Here is a 15,684-nt window from a genome sequence, read left to right as displayed (position 1 = left end):
GCGACCTATGGGCTGCGCGGCTCGCGCAACCGATAACCCATGCCTCGGACGGTCTCGATCAGATCGACATCGCCCAGCTTCTTGCGCAGGCGGCCGACAAAAACTTCGATCGTGTTGGAATCCCGGTCGAAATCCTGATCGTAGAGATGCTCCACCAATTCCGTGCGGGAAACGACCGAATCCCGATGGTGCATGAGATAGGCAAGAAGCCTGTATTCGTGTGAGGTGAGTTTTAGGGGAACGCCGTCGATGTCCGCCTTCGAGGCCTTCGTGTCCAGGCGCACCGGGCCGCAACGCAGTTCCGGCGACGCATGTCCCGCGGCACGGCGGATCAGCGCCCGCAGCCGTGCCAGAACCTCCTCGATATGAAACGGCTTGGTGACATAGTCGTCAGCGCCGGCGTCGATGCCGGCAACCTTGTCGCTCCAGCGGTCGCGCGCCGTCAGGATCAGGACTGGCATCTTTCGGTCGTCCTGCCGCCAGCGCTCCAGCACGCTGATGCCGTCCATCTGCGGCAGGCCAATGTCAAGGACGACTGCGTCATAGGGTTCGGTGTCGCCGAGGAAATGACCTTCCTCCCCGTCGAAGGCCTTGTCGACTACATAGCCGGAATCGCTCAGCGCTTCACTGATCTGACGGTTGAGATCCTTGTCGTCCTCGACAACCAGAATGCGCATCAGTCCCTCACTCGCCCATCACAGATCGCACCCGAGACTGCGGCAACAACGCCGCCCGCTGACGCAGGTCAATTCGCAGGAACCACAAACTCGGCACGTTTGGGGCGCTCGCCATTGCCGCCGGGGATCACAACGACAATACGGCAAACCGTCTGCCCTCCCCGGTTTTCGGCTGTCGCCTGCACCAATTGGCCGCCATTCTCCGCCGCGACCCTGGAACCGACCGAATAACAATCGGCACCGGATTGCGCCACGACAAACGTCTCACCGGCCGCCGCCGATGTACTCGACATGCTGATCGAGGCGGTCGCCATCAACGACGCCAGCGCCGCGATCGATCCAAATCTGATTGCATGATGCCTGAACATGAAACCGGTGTAGCCCAGCTTGGCTGAATAGGAAATGAACAATGCCCCAATTTCGCATCCCGGTAGATCGCAGGAACAGCCGGCCGAAGCCGGCTGTCCGCGACACTCAACCGATACGGTCAGCCGATGCGACTGCTGGCCGCAACGCGCCCGAAAATCGCAGCCAGGCCGGAGATCGCCGTGATTGCCTGCAACAGGCTGTCCGACAGTGCGGAACCGTCGATCTCGGCCACCGGATAGCCAAATATGCCTGCGGCAGCGGTGACGATCGTTACCAGCGAAGCCCAGATGGTGCGTGAGAGATACCAGGGTTTGCTTTGTGCCATGCGTTTTCCTTTCCGTTTGAAAAATGCCCCCGTCACAACGTCACGGCACGGCGCGCGGGAATCCCGGCTCCGACGGTGGTGCTGATCTGGCGGACGGTAAATTCGAGAATTGCCGGAGGCGATGGAAAATCCGCGGCGATCGACGCCGGGCTATAGGTCCAGGACGGCGTGGACACGATCTGGGTTCGCACGATGGCGCCGCCTTCCGGCGCGATATCGATCCGATAACGTTCGTTTGTCTCGCCGAGGGGAACATCCTCTGCCTGCCAATTGTCCGCGTCGATGCGCCCCCGCCGCACCCATGACAGCGCCAGCGCGCCGTCGGCGATCCTGCGGGCACGCAGGTGAACCGGCGACAGCGGCATTTGCGACCGCAGCCCGCCGGTTCCCGTCAACGCCAGAAAGTGCGCGCCGCCAAGTTCATCACCAGCCGGACCGATGCGCCATGCGCGCGGCAGACCGATTTCGCTTGCGGCAAGCCCGACCGGCCGCACCGCTTCGTCGAGCAGCACGAAGATCGCGCCGGCCTGGCTCCCCGCCTGCATCGCGTCATTGGTCCCCAGTTGTCCGCGCAGCAGTCCGGTCAGTCGCCACAAGGACGGGCCGATTTCTTCCGCGCTCTGGAACTGAAGAATTTCCCACGCGCCGGAAGCCGAATAGAGCGCCGCCACATTGGCCCCATTCAGGAGATGCACCGGTGAAACGCTTCGCAGCGCGCCGTCGAGCAGCTCGACGATGAGTTCCCTGCCAAGGTCGATCCTGCCTTCTAAGCCACCGCCTATCGGCTCCTTCAAAAAACCCATCGTCGCGCGTCTTTCCAGCGTCGACCGCGGTTCGAAGCCACTCTCGTCGAGAGACGTCAACGCCACATGCCGGCGCCAAGGTCGCGCCCGTGCGGCAACGCGAAATTCCTCCTCCGCTGACCTGGTACTGCTTTGCCATGGCAAGTCGAGCAGCAACGCAAATGGCATGCCGCCAGCCCAATCAGACGTTTGCGGCGGCACCGGGTTCTCATTGTTGGACGCAAGGAGCGGCACCCGGTTGACACGCCGCGCCTTGAGTGTGCGCTGCAGCCCGTCCTCGACATCGGTGACGATGTAGTCCGGGCCATTGGTTTCCCCCGGTAAACGAACCAGAGTCCCGGGCCTGGCTGCGATTTCCGTCATGGGAAGCGAAAAGGTAACTTGTTCACGCGCCGCCCAGCGGCTGTGCAAAACGGCGTTCGCCCGGACGGTTGCCTCTGCCGACGACAACACGCCGGGAAAGCTCATGAAGCCCTTTCGGCGCCCCTTTGCGCCGGCATGGGCCGCCAGTACGGTGGCGGATTGATGTTCCTTCATCTGATCGCGAAAATCGACATGCAGCTCGGCCGCCAGGCCATGGTCGGGGTCGCGGACCTTCTCCATGGCGGGCCGGCCGTTCTCGACGGACAGATCGGTGATCTGCAGCGGCTGCGCTGTCGACACTCCAGTCGAGGAGAACACCAACGCGCCGGCTTCCTCCCAGGCTCCGATGCCGAACAGTTCGGCGATCGGCTCGATCGCATCGCGCGCCGTGCCTGGACTGGCAACGACATACCCGGAGACGGTGCCGTCCGTTCGCGCCGTATCGGCCGGCGGAAGTCCGTGGTCGGCAAGGATCGCGTCGATCAATTCGGAAACCGTCAGTCCGCTGCTGCGACCGTTCAGCCAGTGTCCACGCGACCAGTTCTCACCATCGCCCCAGATGTCGCTGCGCAGGGGAAAAACCGGGAAGGGCCTGGCGTCCCAGGCCCAGACGGAGATGTCGTCGGGCTCGACCATCGACCCGCCATACACATTCGACAGGGGATTGGCCGCCCCGATCTCCGCCCAGTGCTCGAAATGCGCCGACAGGAACCTGTGCTGCGCCAGGTCCGACCGACTGCCATTGGAGAAGTAAGGCGTGGCGTTCTCCGCCGACTTGGCATCGGAAAAAACGTTCGGCTGGTTTGGAGCCTTGTCTATGGCGGCACAGCCCAGTTCCGTGAAGATCACAGGCTTGGAGCGCGGCACCCACGGCGTCTGCGGTCCCGTCTCGATACCGTTGATCCTGTTGACGTGCGGGTTCGACCACCACCCGGCGATATCCTTGTAGCGAAACGTCCAGGTCTTGCCGTAAGCGCCGTCGGTGATAGGGGTGCGAAGGCGCGCCTGACGGTCGCCCGTGCTTGCATAGTACCAGTCGAAACCTTCACCGGAAACGATACCGGCCCGCAGCCCCACCGGATCATATGGCCGGCAAAAACCGTCCGGGTTGTCGCCGGCATGGTCCTCGTCGCGCCAGTCCGACAGCGGCATGTAATTGTCGATGCCGACGGCATCGATCGCATCGTCCGCCCACAGCGCATCCAGATGGAACAGCACGTCGCCGCTTCCATCGGCTGGTTGATGGCCAAAATACTCGGTCCAGTCAGCGCCGTAGGTTATGGTCGTGCTGGAGCCGAGAATGGCGCGCGCTTCGCCCGCAATCTGCCGCAGGGCCTCGACGAAGGGGAATTGCCCGGCCTCGTCGCGCAGGCAGGTCAGCCCGCGCAATTCCGATCCGACCAGGAAGCCGTCAACCCCGCCGGCGTGCGCCGCCAGGCGCGCATAATGCAACAGGAAGCGTCGATACCCCCAATCGCCTTCCGCGCCGTTGAAGTCGACCGTTTCGGTCGATGGCGCAAAGTCCGACAGCGCCGCACCACCAAGCAGTGTTTCCACCTGCGCTCGCGCCGATGAACTCTTGTCCGAGCTGCCTGGCCTGCCGGGCGCCGGGTGACACGTAACCCGCCCACGCCACGGATAGGCCGCCTGCCTGGCCTCGCCATAGGGGTCCACCAGCGTGTTGTCGGCCGGTATGTCCATCATCACAAACGGGTAGAGCCAGACGTTCAGCCCGCGCTTCTTGATCGCGTCGATCGCGTCCATCACGGAGCGGTCGGAGGGCGTTCCGCCATAGGCGGCTCCCGCTTGCGTGTGCGAGACTACCTGCGCTTCGGCGCGCGCCACTCCCGAGACGAGCCAATCCTCCTTTGCGACAGGCCCCAGCCAACCGGCGATGATTTCCTCCGGGAAGCCCAGTGTCTGCCAGATGAAGCGCCAATCGTTCGGCAGCAGGGCTGCGGGAGGCCGGGTGACCATCGGGCGGATCTGGCAATGCCCAGCACGCAAATCCGTACCGAACCACGAAACCACCAGTGATACGGTCCGCAAATTCGGCAACAGCATCTGCAATTCGTCCAACGACGCTTCGAAATCGCTGGCCGCCGCAAGCGTGTGGCGGTTGACAATTATCTCTTCCCCCGGGCGGTGCGTGATTGTCACCGGGGATGGCGACAGCCCGTACTCCGTCGAGCCGGGAATCAGCGCTACCGAGCGAATGTTCTTGTTGAGTCGGCCAACAGGCCGCAGGACTTCGAATTGAAGCTGCGGCAGGCGCCGGCCATAATCGTCGATCGGCAGCCGATCGACCACCACATAGGCGGTTCCACGATAGGCCGGAGCATTGCCGCTTCCCTGTTTGGCTTCGATCAACGGATCGGGTGGCTGGTTCTCGCTGCCGGCATAGACACGGATCTCCACCTTGCTGCGGTCGATCTCGCGGCCATCCGCCCAGATGCGGCGAACACCGGCGATCTCTCCTTCGCACAAGGCAAAAGCGGCATTGGCGAAATAGGAATAGGTCGTGCTCTTCGGCCCGCCCTTTCCGCCCTGCCGGCTGGTGGTGCTGGTCTCCTCGAAACGGGTTGCCCAGATGATCGTCCCGCCGATGCGCACCGTGCCGTAGATGCGCGGGAGGGGGACGCCTTCCTCACCGGAGAACGGCCGTGCCGCAGCAAGGCGCGGTCCTTCATAATGCTGTGTGTTCGACAGCAGCGCGCGATCGATCACATAGCCGGCGACCGCTCCGGCCGCGGTGCCCAGCGTCGCGCCGATTGGCCCCAGAAAGCCGCCAAGGAACGCGCCCGCCGCCTGCAGGATGATGGTTGCCATGGAAAACGGGTTCTCCCGGTTACTCGGTTGTGGGAAGCGGCAGGGCGAAGACACCGGCGATGCGGCGGCGCCATTGCGGAACCAGTGCCGAGACGATGACGGCGCTGCCCTGATAGGCGTGCACGAAACTTTCGGCGCTCGTCAGTATGCCGACATGCTTGGCCGGCAAATGAGGCCGCCAGCGCAGTACGATGATGTTGCCCGCCGTCAACTCCTGCAGCGGCCGCCGGCGGCAATGACGCCCAGCCGCCTGCAACAACCGGTCCTCCCGGCCCGCCTCCGCCCAGTCGGCGTCGTAGGGGCCCGGATCTTCCGGTTCGCTGTCCAGCAGCGCGCGCCAAACGCCGCGCAGGAGACCGAGGCAATCGCACCCCACGCCCTTGCGGCTCGCCTGGTGTCGATAAGGTGTTCCCACCCAGGACAACGCCTCGGCAACGACCGCGCGGGCGAATTCCGCGTCCCGCTCGAACTCCGTCATTTGACCAGGGCTCCCCCATCGAACACGCCGTCGTCGCGGACATACTGATAGGCCGCGTCATCGCCAGGCAGGTGCGGAAACCCGCGAAAGTTGAGGCCGTTGGCGAATTTAACCTTGCAGGTCGAAAACTGTTTGTCGCAACCCGCAACAATGGTGAAGGTGTCGTCCACCTGCACCGGCAACGGGCCTTCCCGCCAGACAGCCAACCGCGTTCCGGCACCTGTTTTGACATGCCCGGTCACCCGTTCCCTGCGCCCGGCTTGCGCTCCCGATGTCCATGTCAGAATGCCGTTGGCGAACCAGCCCTCGGCAAATGCGCCCAACCCGTCGACCGTCAGGATGTCGCCCGCCTCGGCGCGCACCACGCTTCCCGAGGCGACGAATTGCGATCCCTGCAGTGCGAACCCGCAACGCACATCGCCCAACTCCGCATCGCATTGCCTGCGGATCGTCTTGCCGTTCGGTTGGTCCAGCGCCCAGGTCTGGCTTTCCAGCTCGGCGAGAAACCCGCCGTCGCGGCGCGTCAGCTTGCCGATCACCGCCGTGCGCAGATGGGCAAACGCCGTCGTGTCCTGCCAGTTGACCAGAAACGTCTCGATGGTGGCGCCATCGTAAAGGCCGGACACGATGTCTTCCTCGCGAATATCGACGGCCGACAACGCCCCTTCCACGTCCACTGTATCGACCGCCAACCCCAGCGATGCCTTCGCCTCGCTTGCCGTCAGCCCCGTTTCCGGCTCGAACTGCGTGCCCTGGCACGTCAGTCTTCGGTCATGATCGGTAAAGCCGAAAGCAACCCCGTCACTGCGCGTCAGGCGCCAGCAATGGCAAAGGGTCGTGGCCGTGCCGGCCAGATGCGCCGCCAGCGCGGCATCAATCTCGGTCATCCCAATATCTCCACGAGAGGAATGGCCGGGATCTGCCCGGCCTTGAACGCGCTCAGGCTGACCGATAGCCGCTCGGTATCGAAGCGCACCGGCACGTCGAATTCGTATCCGGCCGTGATCAGCGTTCCTGCCGGCGGCACGGCGCCGGCCTGAAAAACCACCTCGCCGGTTTCCGCATCGAGAGAGAAGTGCAGGTCGGCTTGCTGCACCGCGCCGTTCACGCCGACCAGCACGGTGCCCGGTACGGGCCTGGTGATTGGCCGCAGAACGGCATCCTCTCCCTCTCCATAGACCTTGGACAGTGGAAACCGGGTGCGTATCCCGTCTCCCAAGCCGGTTTCCTGGTCGAGATGAGTTGGCGTCTGCGACGGCCTGCAGGACTTCATGTCGAATGGGTCGCGAAAGCGGAACCCATGCAGCGAGCCGCGCCGCGCCTCGAAGAACGCAAGCACCTCGTATATGTCGTCCAGCGAGCGCAACCCGGTCCCGGCGTCGTAGAAACGCCGCGCATCGGCCTGCCGCGCATTGCGCTTTTCCCGACCTGAGACGAGTTGGACGATCTCGTTGCGTCGTTCCGGCCCGCCTGTCGCGCCGAAGGATACGGCAAGCGGAAACCTGATGTCGTGAAAGCTGTTCATTGCCGATCCCATTGTGCGTGATCAGAGCGTGCGCGACCCCCGCGCCACGGCGCGCGCCAGCATGCCGGTGATCTGCGCCTCGGATTTGCGGAAGGAGCCTGCGTCCTGCGTCGTAACGTTGAAAACGATGTTGGCCGACGCCCCGCCGGCATTCGACGCGACGCCCAGCCGCCCGTCGGCACCGCGCCGTAACGGCAGGATCGCCTCCGCACCGGCCTCGCCCATCAGGCCGAGATTGCCGCCCATGGGGAAATAGGTTGGAGACGAGACGACCCCGCCGCCGGCGAAGGGCACCACGCCGCCCTTGGCGAATGGCAGCGTGCCGGAGAGCCCGCCCAATATGCTGGAGAAAAGCGACGAGCCAAGCGCCCCCAGCGGCTGCAAGCCCTGGGACAGCGCCATGCCGGCCAGGTTCAGGCCGATATTGCGCAATACGTCCTCCAGCGATTTGCCGCTCACCACGGCGCCCTTCAAGGCTCCGGTCAGTTGGCGGCCGAACCCGTCCGCCAGGTCCTGCAGATCGTTCAGCGCATCGGCAAAGGGCTTGGTATCGGCCCTGATCTCAAAGGTAACGTCCTCGGTCATGGATCCTCCGGTTACGCCCCGCCGTCATGCCGGTCGGGAAATCGTTGCATCAAGTCGGCGAGGTCGGCACGCGCCGGAGCCGCCATCGTGCCGGCCGGTAACGCACCGAGAACACATTCCAGCTCCCGTGGGCTCATCGACCAGAAAACGGCCGGGGAAAGCCGCAGCACCCCGAGCGCGAACCCCATGATCTCCCGCCAGGGAAACGGGACCGGTCGGCGCACTGCGGCATTCAAGGGTTTTGTGGCGTCGCCGCATCCTCGCTGCTTCCGAACGTCGCCACGAGAAGCGCGCCGACGATGCGCGCAAAACCCGCCACGCCGTCGTCGCAGTGCATCGCCTCCACCTCGCGGTCGCTCAACGAATGCCCCGCGCCGCGCAATCCGGCGGCGATGACACGCACCATGTCACGCGCCGAAAGCCGGCCGGTGGAGAAGCGCTGCACCAGCTGGTTGAGATCGTCGGCGGCAAACGCGTCTTCCAGCTCGGCCAGCGCCCCGAGCGTCAGGCAGAGCCGATAGTCGGTCCCGTCCAGCCTGGCTGAAATCTCGCCGCGGCGGCGGTTCACATGCATTGCCCGCTCCATCAGGACGCTGCCGTGAAGCTGACCAAGCCGGCCGATTCCAGTGCGATCTCGAAGGTCACCTCCCCGTCATGGCTGCCGCCATATTCGAGCGCCGTGATTTGGAACGGCCCTTCGACAATGCCGAAATCCGGTATTGCGACCTGCCAGGCGGCGATTTCTCCGGCAAAGAATCGGGCGCGGATCGATGCGTCGGACTGGCCATCCTTGAAGATCCCCGAGCCGCTGACCGACGCCCGTTGTACGCCGCTTCCAGCCAGCAGTTCGCGCCAGCGCCCGGCCGAATCCGCATCGGTCACGTCGACCGTCTCGCTGTTGAAGGCCAAACGCTTGGCGCGCAGTCCGGCCACTGTTTGGAAAGTTCCCGTGCCGCTCACGTCGAGCTTCAGCAAAAGGTCCTTGCCCTTTTTAGCCACCATGAAAGGTCTCCTTGAAAACAGACGGTTGCATCAGGCAGGCTCGATGACCGCGCGAAAGCGCATCGATCCCAGATGAACGGAAAGGTCCTCGTCAAAGCGTATCTCCGAGCCGTCGCGCCGCAGGCTGACAAGCCGAAGCGCGGCAAGTTCCGGCGCGGTGTCGTGCAGTGCCTTGTCGATACGGTCCATCAGTGTCAGCGCCTCGCTTTTTCCCCTCCTCGCCGACCAGACGTGCAGCGTGAAGAAATGCTCGCTGCCATCCTCCGTGTCGGTGCTCCAGTCATGCATGCTGGCGGGGCCGAAGCTGATATAGGGGTAGCTCGTGCGCGCCGGCGTCAGGTCGTGCAGCTTCTGCCCGCCAAGGGCGGACACCAGGCCGGAATCGCCGGCGAGCGCCGCGAACACCGCCTTTTGCAGTTCAAGCGCGGCCAGGTTCATCATCTCGTCCTTCCCGCGGCGGCTGCATCCTGTCGTCGTCGCGCGGCTTGCGACGACGTGCCCGACGCTGCTGCTCGGCCTGCACCGCTGCCTGATGCGCCAGGCGCCGCAGCGTGCGGGTCATTGCATCCAGCGTGACTTGCATGGTGACCTTCATCGTCCTTCCTCGCGCGCCCGGCACACCAGATAACGTCCCGTTTCATCGGGATCGTGTACATTGACGACCGCAAAGACGCGCCCCTGTTTGACCAGGCGCATGCCGCTCTGCAGATCGTCGCGGAAGCGCAGCGTGATGCGGTGGGTCACCGTTTCGTGCTCCTGCGCGGCGCCAAAACGCGCCGTTGCGGCAAGCGGCTCTACAGCGGCGAACAGCGTGGCGATCTCGTTCCAGCTCTCATCGTGTCCGCCCGTTCCGTCCGGCGTCGTCACCGCCTGCTGCAGGCTCATTTCATTTCGGAATCCACCGGGATCGATAAACTGCATGCGCATCACAACCTCGGCGCGTTGTGGACGCTCAGCAGGCGCCGATATCCGTCCGGCAGGGACACCGGTTGGTCCCCTGCACCAAATCCGGCGCGAAATTCATACCAATGCGCCACCAGGAGCAGGATCGCCCGGCGCAGGAGATCGGGCACATCCGTCCCCGCTTCGCCATGCCCGGCGGTGAAATCGACCTCGATGCCGTTCAGCTTCTGCCCAACCGGCGGCCTTTTGCTCAGATGCAGCCGTGCCGGGTTCGAAACGGGATCCAGATCATAGCTGCCGGGATCAAGAACAGAGCCCGCCCCGTCGTCATCGAACACCGTGACGGCGATGATTTCGCGCACCGGCGGTCGGCGCAGGTAAAGCACCGCATGGGGCGGCCAGTCGTCGAGCACCAGCCGCCACGACTGGTTGATCAACGCCATGCCGGTGGCCGTCTCGACCTCCTGGCGCGCGGCGCGGATCAAGCCGTTCAGCAGATCGTCCTCGCTCGCATGGTCGATCCTCAGATGCGCCTTCACCTCGACAAGCGTCACCGGTTCGACCGTCGGGTCGACCGTTCGAAAAAGCGTCATGAATGAAACCCCGTCGCTAGAGCGCCATACGTCCATCAGGACGCATAAAGGAGGCTCTATCTGTTTGTTTTTCCGCATAAATGCTTGAAAGAAACGGCGGCTCCGGGGAGGAGACCGGAGCCGCCACGGCGCACCCTGCCAAGGGAGGTGTCAGGCGGTGCCGAATTTCAGCAGCTTCGCTGCCTCGAAGTCCTGGATGCCGCCGCCGACACGCTTGGTCGTGTAGAACAGCACATAGGGCTTGGCCGAGTACGGATCGCGCAGGACGCGCACGCCGGTGCGGTCGACCACCAGGTAGAAGCGGCGGAAGTCGCCGAAGGCGATCGGCGTCGTGTCGGCGCCGATATCGGGCATGTCCTCAGCCTCGACCAGCGGAAAGCCCATCAGCATGGCCCGGCTGCCGGGCGTTGCCGGCGGCTGCCACATATAATTGCCGTCCGCATCCTTCAGCTTGCGCAGGGTCGCCTGCGTCCTGCGGTTCATTACCCAGTTTGCGTTCTGCCGGTAACCGGCCTTCAGCGCATAGACGAGATCGACCAGCACATCCGACGCGTCCGTGGCCGGAAGCTCGCCGCTGACACCCGTCAGATTGTAGCCGACACTGCCCCAAGACCAGCTGTCGTCGGCGACCTGAGTATAGCTCAGGAACCCCTTCGGCTTGTTCGTTCCGTTGCCGTTGACGAAGGCCGCTCCCTCCTGCTCGGCGAAGGCTGTTTCCACCTCGCTGGCGATCCACTGGTCGAGATCGACCACGCTGTCGTCGAGCAGCATCGCGGTCGCCGCCGGCATCGCATAGAGCTCCGCCGTCGGAAACTGCAGCTCGTCCAGCGTGCCCGCCGCCGTTTCCGGCCGCGCCGCCGTCTCGGCCACCCAACCGACCGCCGGCCCGCTGACGGCGAACGGCTTTTTCAGGACGGCGCTCGACACCTGCCGGACGGAGGCGATGGAGCGGATCGGCGAGAGGTCGGAAAGCCTGGCGCCGATCGCCGCTTCCGTCTCCTCCGGCACCAGATAGCCGCCATCGGGCCCGGAGCCGTAGGACATGGACTTTTCCTCCAGCGCCCTCAGGCTCCGCTCGTCACCCGAGCGCATATAGGCCTCGAAGGCCTGTTTGCGCTCCAGCTCGGCGAAGGAGAATGCCCCACCCCGCCCCAGTGCCGGCCGCGCCTTCTTCAGCGCCAGCCCGTCGATCGCCTGCTTCTGCTCGTCCAGCGAGCGGGAGATCCGCTCCACCTTCTCTTCCGTCACCGGGTCCGCGCCGCGCTTTTCCAATTGGCGCAGCTTCTCGTTGTTGGCCTCCTTGAACGTCTCGAACGAATGCATGAATTCATGGAACGCACCGACCAAATCGCTGCCGTCCAGCGCCGATTTCACCTCCGGCGCGCGCTTTGCAATGTCTGCCGTCATCTCTTCAATCCTTGTCGTTGAACATTCGGGCAGCCTGGCGGATCACCGCCACAAGCTGCCCGTCGAAGCCCGGCGCGGCGTCCCGCTCGCGCGTCAAGGCGCCAAACCCCTTGGCGATCACCACCCGGGCCTCACGCCGCGTCAGGCCCGCATCCCGCGTCAGCCAGCGTTCGAATTCGCGCGCCGTGGGCAATGGCGCGCTCCTCTCCTCTGCCTTCACCTTGTCCACCCGCGCCTCCGGCAGCATGGGAAAGGTGACGACGGAAATCTCCCACAGATCGGCCTCCAGGATGCGTCGCACCCCGGTCCTGGCCTCTGTCTTCGCCCGCACGGTTCGAAAGCCGATCGACAACCCGTCGAGGGCCCGGTCGCGCATCAGCTCCCAGACCTCGCGCGCCTTGGTCACGCCAAGCGCCAGCCGCCCCTTCACGAACAGCCCGCGCGCGTCCTCGCGAATGACCTCCCAGGTGCCGATGGGCTGGTTCGGGTCGTGCTGGAACAGCATGCGGATGCCGTTCGCCCCGCGCTTTTCGAGCGATGCAGAAAAGGCCCCGCGCTCCACCGCGTCGCGGCCGAGGTCCACCTGGCCGAACAGGCTGGCATAGCCAGAAAAGGCCCCGTCTGCCTCGACCGTCTCGATGTCGAGGCCGGCATATTTGCGCTCGTCCGGCGCCGGCGCGATTTTCGCCTGCATGTTCTAGCGTCCCTTCTGTTCTGGAAAATCGGCTTTGGCCGCGCCCGGTGCGGGGCCGGCCGGCCGCGCCTGGAAATACCGCAGCGCCAGGCCGATGACGCTCCAGGCGCACAGGCTGGCCACCGCCGATCCCATCAGCATGGTTTCGGCCGCGCCCAGTTCGCCGGTCAGACCGAGCTGCTCGGCCAACTTCAGTCCCGTCGCGCCGCCGAACACCATGCCGCACACCACGCCGACGGCGAAGCGGACCGCCGCGTCGCGCCGGTGCTGCGGCAGGATATAGGCGACCGAGATCGCGGAGCCGGCCACAGCGCCAGCTCCCTTGGCGAGCCATATCCAGCCCGCCTGGGTCAGGTCGGTCATCGAAAAATCCTCGTGTGTGGGATTGCCTTTAAGACGTCATTGCCGAGATCGGCTTATCACCCAGGGGGCACGCCGCTCCGTCGTCTATTCTCCAAGCCGTTCGCCGAAGGCATCGCGAAGGCGTTCCAGCAGCTTTCTTTCACGGTCGTCGCAATAGCGCCAGGAGGCGCCGGCACGCTGACAAGCCCTCGTGAACTCACGGTCATCAAGCTCGCAATTCAGCAGATCGACAAGAAACGCATGCACCTGCCGCAATCCCTCTTCCGCCATCGCGAAGGCAATACGGCGCGCCGTACGTTTCTGGCGCGCCTCGCTCAACCGTTCCTCATCCTTGCGCAGCCGCGCGAACATGGCGGGCACCGGCTCGGGAATCGACGCGAAACACGCATCCACCCAACCCAGCCGAGAAACGCGGCGCGGGCGATACCACCAGGCCCCATCATATTTGTTGGTATATCCGATACCCCACGCCTCGCCGTCCTCCGTCAAGGCAAGGCTTGGCACCAGCCCGTTTCCGCGCGTTTTGCTGAAACACCAGAACTCGCCGCCCTCCGGGAGGACCAGCCAGCTTTCCAGTTCGTCAAGCAATTCGGCTTCTTCATCGGCCGCCAGTCCGGCAGACGGCCACACACCTTCCCCTCCAATGGTGATATGCGCGAAGCCTCGCTCGCACAGCCGCCGCACTGCATTGCAGAACGCCGTAAGATCGGACTCGTTGCACGGGTCGTGAACCATATTGATGAGCTGGCTCAAGTCATCCTCGATGATCTCGTCAAGCGAAGCCAATATCCGCTTTTCGATTTCATCCGGCTCCTGCCGCGCCGCCTGCCAGCGAATTGCGGCAATGCTTTTCCTGGCAATGCGCTCCTTCCGTTTGACGAAATTCCCGATCTCTGTTCGCAAACGCTGAAGAAACACGCGCATCTTTCTGGGCGCCGGCCCATCGGACCCGGCCTCATCCCATATCTTGGCAAGCTTTCGATCGTTCATGTCCGAAGCGAGAAGCCGGTCGATGAACCCGAGAACGATTTCCCTGTCGCCGCGGTTGGCGACATCCTTCGCCAGAAAGCGGTACAGTTCCTCCTCGCTGCCGACATCGAGATCGATATCGACATGCATCCGCTGCACCATCCGACAAAACGCTTCGGGAATCTCCACTGCCTCACCCCCGGCCGTGCTCAGCGATCCCCACCCATGAAGTCAGACGACACGCCGTCAAGCTGAATGCCGCTTCCACCGGTCCTCGGGAATCTCCACGAGCAGCAGCCGCTCGGCCAGCCGCGCGATCCTTTCCTCGTTTGGCATCAGCCCCGGCAAGGCTTCCTCGGCACCGTACAGATAGTCCTCCAGCCGATCGACCGGGAAGCCGCCCTCCAGCGCCCCATAGAGCCGTTCCACCTGATCATAAAAAGGTCGTCCGATCCGGGAGAGATCGGCAGGCAATGCCAGATTCCACTCCGCCAGCACGATGTCGCCAATTTTGTCGAACGTCTTGCTGCGCTGGGTCCACCATTCGGTACCACGTTCGTCCACCAGCTTCTCAGCGATGCGGGCACCGGCCTCGCGGATGAAGAGCCGCGGGATATCCATGGTCCTGATATCGCCCCGCCCGCATGTCCAGTTCCCGTCGCCCCCAAGAACAAACCAGCTCTCCATCAACCTTAGGAACTCAGCGGTTTCTGCCTCCGACATTGCCGGACTTTTGCCAGCTTTCAGAATTCTCCATGAAAAGCGGACGATCCCCTTCTGGTGCAACATCCTGATCGCGTTGCAATATTCCTCCAGATCAGCGCTGGACGGCGGTTCGTACACCGTGTTGATCAGGGTAAAGACATTGTCTGCCCAGGTTTCCTCGAGCGTGGCGAGAATGCGGGCGCCAATTTCTTCGATCATTGTCATGACGAGTTGCCTTAATAGCCGTCAGGAATGGACACATGAGGTCCCTCTTTTGCGCCATCCTTTATTCTATACCTATAGTAGTATTTCATCAACCATTTCCCGGGATTCTCGTCCCTCTCGGGTCGCTCACGATTTGGGCGATTCATGATTCGAACTTCCTCGCCAGTAGCGTGTTTCTTGTAGATTACGCCCTGCTTGTTGTCCGCAGGTGCTTCGAACCGATACCCCCTCTTGCGGATTTCGCTCAGCAACCGCTTGCGCCCCCAAAGCGGATCAAACCCCTTTGGAACGCCAATCGTCAGCTTGCCAAACCGCTCCCGGGCTGCTCCTGCAACAAACTCCAAATCCCTGATATCGCTCTCGATTCCCGGCCCTCGCACCCGCGTTTGCGGGCTTCAGCCGGGATCGAGCCTGCGCACTCTGTAGAGTTCGGTGCGCGCCTGCATCGTCGCTATTTCAAGACGTGTGATCTGCGAAATGGAAGCCGTCGGATACCGCCTGCGCAGTTGCCCGGCGCGCGATGCACGACCGCTTGCCGGAACCACCGGCAATCCACCCGGCTCCGCTACAACCGCGCTCCCACCCCCATCCGCCCACTGCCCGCTTTCTCGCCCGTTGCCCGCCGGCACGCGCGGCTGCGAATGCCAGTTGGGGTTGTATTTCAGTGCCCGTTCCAGCCGCCCGGCGGCGGCCAGCAGCCGGAACCAGGCGGCCTCTTCACGAAAGCGCGCGGCAAGGATCGCGGTCTCCGGCATGACAGGGCCTCACCCTTCGCCGCGCGGGGCGTATCCCACTGCCTGGCGCTTTTCGTCTTCGGTCAGGAAATCGGCCGCGCCCACGCGGCTCCACAGAGCCTCGCGCTCGGCCGC

General features: G+C 64.0%; 21 protein-coding genes. All 21 read right to left on the bottom strand.

The genetic code is table 11. The features are described from left to right. Positions 1-5: 5 nt before the first annotated feature. The 21 genes from AB843_RS22365 to AB843_RS22270 all read right to left on the bottom strand — a co-directional run bounded on the left by AB843_RS22365 (position 6) and on the right by AB843_RS22270 (position 15,570). Positions 6-677, bottom strand: a complete 672-nt coding sequence (locus tag AB843_RS22365) for a response regulator transcription factor (RefSeq protein WP_048649130.1) — start codon at positions 675-677, stop codon at positions 6-8. Positions 678-745: 68 nt separating this feature from the next. Continuing rightward, on the bottom strand, positions 746-1,087 hold the full coding sequence (locus AB843_RS22360) for a hypothetical protein (RefSeq protein ID WP_244468063.1): 342 nt from the start codon (positions 1,085-1,087) through the stop codon (positions 746-748). Between the two features lie 77 nt (positions 1,088-1,164). Next, on the bottom strand, positions 1,165-1,371 hold the full coding sequence (locus AB843_RS22355) for a hypothetical protein (RefSeq protein WP_048649129.1): 207 nt from the start codon (positions 1,369-1,371) through the stop codon (positions 1,165-1,167). 32 nt (positions 1,372-1,403) lie between these two features. Then, positions 1,404-5,366: a baseplate multidomain protein megatron gene (locus AB843_RS22350; protein ID WP_048649128.1), complete on the bottom strand. Its 3,963-nt coding sequence runs from the start codon at positions 5,364-5,366 to the stop codon at positions 1,404-1,406. Positions 5,367-5,385: 19 nt separating this feature from the next. Continuing rightward, a complete protein-coding gene (locus tag AB843_RS22345; protein ID WP_048649127.1) occupies positions 5,386-5,844 on the bottom strand; it encodes an NlpC/P60 family protein in 459 nt (152 codons plus the stop codon). Next, complete coding sequence (locus tag AB843_RS22340) at positions 5,841-6,731, bottom strand: DUF2163 domain-containing protein (RefSeq protein WP_048649126.1); 891 nt, start codon at positions 6,729-6,731, stop codon at positions 5,841-5,843. Before AB843_RS22340 ends, AB843_RS22345 begins: the two co-directional genes overlap by 4 nt. Further along, the gene (locus AB843_RS22335; protein WP_048649125.1) at positions 6,728-7,369 is read right to left on the bottom strand and encodes a DUF2460 domain-containing protein; all 642 of its coding nucleotides are present in this window, start codon (positions 7,367-7,369) and stop codon (positions 6,728-6,730) included. The genes AB843_RS22340 and AB843_RS22335 overlap by 4 nt, the downstream gene beginning before the upstream one ends. Before the next feature lie 21 nt (positions 7,370-7,390). Next, positions 7,391-7,954 carry a phage tail tape measure protein gene (locus AB843_RS22330; protein WP_048649124.1) on the bottom strand — a complete coding sequence of 188 codons (564 nt, stop codon included), beginning with the start codon at positions 7,952-7,954 and terminating at the stop codon, positions 7,391-7,393. 11 nt (positions 7,955-7,965) lie between these two features. Continuing rightward, a complete protein-coding gene (locus tag AB843_RS25200) occupies positions 7,966-8,178 on the bottom strand; it encodes a rcc01693 family protein (protein ID WP_280136305.1) in 213 nt (70 codons plus the stop codon). Between the two features lie 8 nt (positions 8,179-8,186). Further along, positions 8,187-8,528, bottom strand: coding sequence for a gene transfer agent family protein (locus tag AB843_RS22325; protein WP_048649184.1), 342 nt, complete (start codon positions 8,526-8,528; stop codon positions 8,187-8,189). 11 nt (positions 8,529-8,539) lie between these two features. Next, the gene (locus AB843_RS22320; RefSeq protein ID WP_048649123.1) at positions 8,540-8,956 is read right to left on the bottom strand and encodes a phage major tail protein, TP901-1 family; all 417 of its coding nucleotides are present in this window, start codon (positions 8,954-8,956) and stop codon (positions 8,540-8,542) included. A gap of 30 nt (positions 8,957-8,986) precedes the next feature. Then, on the bottom strand, positions 8,987-9,397 hold the full coding sequence (locus AB843_RS22315) for a DUF3168 domain-containing protein (RefSeq protein ID WP_244468062.1): 411 nt from the start codon (positions 9,395-9,397) through the stop codon (positions 8,987-8,989). Then, the gene (locus AB843_RS25770; RefSeq protein WP_157384588.1) at positions 9,375-9,551 is read right to left on the bottom strand and encodes a hypothetical protein; all 177 of its coding nucleotides are present in this window, start codon (positions 9,549-9,551) and stop codon (positions 9,375-9,377) included. The genes AB843_RS22315 and AB843_RS25770 overlap by 23 nt, the downstream gene beginning before the upstream one ends. After that, positions 9,548-9,877: a phage head closure protein gene (locus AB843_RS22310; RefSeq protein WP_425286837.1), complete on the bottom strand. Its 330-nt coding sequence runs from the start codon at positions 9,875-9,877 to the stop codon at positions 9,548-9,550. The genes AB843_RS25770 and AB843_RS22310 overlap by 4 nt, the downstream gene beginning before the upstream one ends. A gap of 5 nt (positions 9,878-9,882) precedes the next feature. Next, complete coding sequence (locus tag AB843_RS22305) at positions 9,883-10,452, bottom strand: head-tail connector protein (protein WP_048649121.1); 570 nt, start codon at positions 10,450-10,452, stop codon at positions 9,883-9,885. 150 nt (positions 10,453-10,602) lie between these two features. Further along, entirely contained in the window at positions 10,603-11,892 is a 1,290-nt protein-coding gene (locus AB843_RS22300) for a phage major capsid protein (protein WP_425286836.1), read from the bottom strand. Beyond that, a complete protein-coding gene (locus AB843_RS22295; RefSeq protein WP_048649119.1) occupies positions 11,864-12,553 on the bottom strand; it encodes an HK97 family phage prohead protease in 690 nt (229 codons plus the stop codon). Before AB843_RS22295 ends, AB843_RS22300 begins: the two co-directional genes overlap by 29 nt. Before the next feature lie 3 nt (positions 12,554-12,556). Continuing rightward, positions 12,557-12,916, bottom strand: a complete 360-nt coding sequence (locus AB843_RS22290; RefSeq protein ID WP_048649118.1) for a DUF6107 family protein — start codon at positions 12,914-12,916, stop codon at positions 12,557-12,559. Between the two features lie 84 nt (positions 12,917-13,000). Further along, entirely contained in the window at positions 13,001-14,074 is a 1,074-nt protein-coding gene (locus AB843_RS22285; protein ID WP_157384587.1) for a hypothetical protein, read from the bottom strand. 57 nt (positions 14,075-14,131) lie between these two features. Continuing rightward, complete coding sequence (locus AB843_RS22280) at positions 14,132-14,815, bottom strand: hypothetical protein (protein ID WP_048649116.1); 684 nt, start codon at positions 14,813-14,815, stop codon at positions 14,132-14,134. 395 nt (positions 14,816-15,210) lie between these two features. Further along, a complete protein-coding gene (locus AB843_RS22270; protein WP_048649114.1) occupies positions 15,211-15,570 on the bottom strand; it encodes a hypothetical protein in 360 nt (119 codons plus the stop codon). Positions 15,571-15,684 lie beyond the last annotated feature (114 nt).

The organism is Nitratireductor soli (assembly GCF_001050155.1).
Lineage (GTDB): Bacteria > Pseudomonadota > Alphaproteobacteria > Rhizobiales > Rhizobiaceae > Nitratireductor > Nitratireductor soli.
The sequence above is the reverse complement of the archived record's forward strand: the minus strand, read 5'-3'. Positions and strand labels throughout refer to the sequence as shown.

Bases quoted from the DNA above. Each gene is read 5' to 3' on its own strand.
- AB843_RS22365 (WP_048649130.1), bottom strand. From the start codon at position 677: ATGCGCATTCTGGTTGTCGAGGACGACAAGGATCTCAACCGTCAGATC.
- AB843_RS22355 (WP_048649129.1), bottom strand. From the start codon at position 1,371: ATGGCACAAAGCAAACCCTGGTATCTCTCACGCACCATCTGGGCTTCG.
- AB843_RS22350 (WP_048649128.1), bottom strand. From the start codon at position 5,366: ATGGCAACCATCATCCTGCAGGCGGCGGGCGCGTTCCTTGGCGGCTTT.
- AB843_RS22345 (WP_048649127.1), bottom strand. From the start codon at position 5,844: ATGACGGAGTTCGAGCGGGACGCGGAATTCGCCCGCGCGGTCGTTGCC.
- AB843_RS22340 (WP_048649126.1), bottom strand. From the start codon at position 6,731: ATGACCGAGATTGATGCCGCGCTGGCGGCGCATCTGGCCGGCACGGCC.
- AB843_RS22335 (WP_048649125.1), bottom strand. From the start codon at position 7,369: ATGAACAGCTTTCACGACATCAGGTTTCCGCTTGCCGTATCCTTCGGC.
- AB843_RS22330 (WP_048649124.1), bottom strand. From the start codon at position 7,954: ATGACCGAGGACGTTACCTTTGAGATCAGGGCCGATACCAAGCCCTTT.
- AB843_RS22325 (WP_048649184.1), bottom strand. From the start codon at position 8,528: ATGCATGTGAACCGCCGCCGCGGCGAGATTTCAGCCAGGCTGGACGGG.
- AB843_RS22320 (WP_048649123.1), bottom strand. From the start codon at position 8,956: ATGGTGGCTAAAAAGGGCAAGGACCTTTTGCTGAAGCTCGACGTGAGC.
- AB843_RS22315 (WP_244468062.1), bottom strand. From the start codon at position 9,397: ATGATGAACCTGGCCGCGCTTGAACTGCAAAAGGCGGTGTTCGCGGCG.
- AB843_RS25770 (WP_157384588.1), bottom strand. From the start codon at position 9,551: ATGAAGGTCACCATGCAAGTCACGCTGGATGCAATGACCCGCACGCTG.
- AB843_RS22310 (WP_425286837.1), bottom strand. From the start codon at position 9,877: ATGCAGTTTATCGATCCCGGTGGATTCCGAAATGAAATGAGCCTGCAG.
- AB843_RS22305 (WP_048649121.1), bottom strand. From the start codon at position 10,452: ATGACGCTTTTTCGAACGGTCGACCCGACGGTCGAACCGGTGACGCTT.
- AB843_RS22295 (WP_048649119.1), bottom strand. From the start codon at position 12,553: ATGCAGGCGAAAATCGCGCCGGCGCCGGACGAGCGCAAATATGCCGGC.
- AB843_RS22290 (WP_048649118.1), bottom strand. From the start codon at position 12,916: ATGACCGACCTGACCCAGGCGGGCTGGATATGGCTCGCCAAGGGAGCT.
- AB843_RS22280 (WP_048649116.1), bottom strand. From the start codon at position 14,815: ATGACAATGATCGAAGAAATTGGCGCCCGCATTCTCGCCACGCTCGAG.
- AB843_RS22270 (WP_048649114.1), bottom strand. From the start codon at position 15,570: ATGCCGGAGACCGCGATCCTTGCCGCGCGCTTTCGTGAAGAGGCCGCC.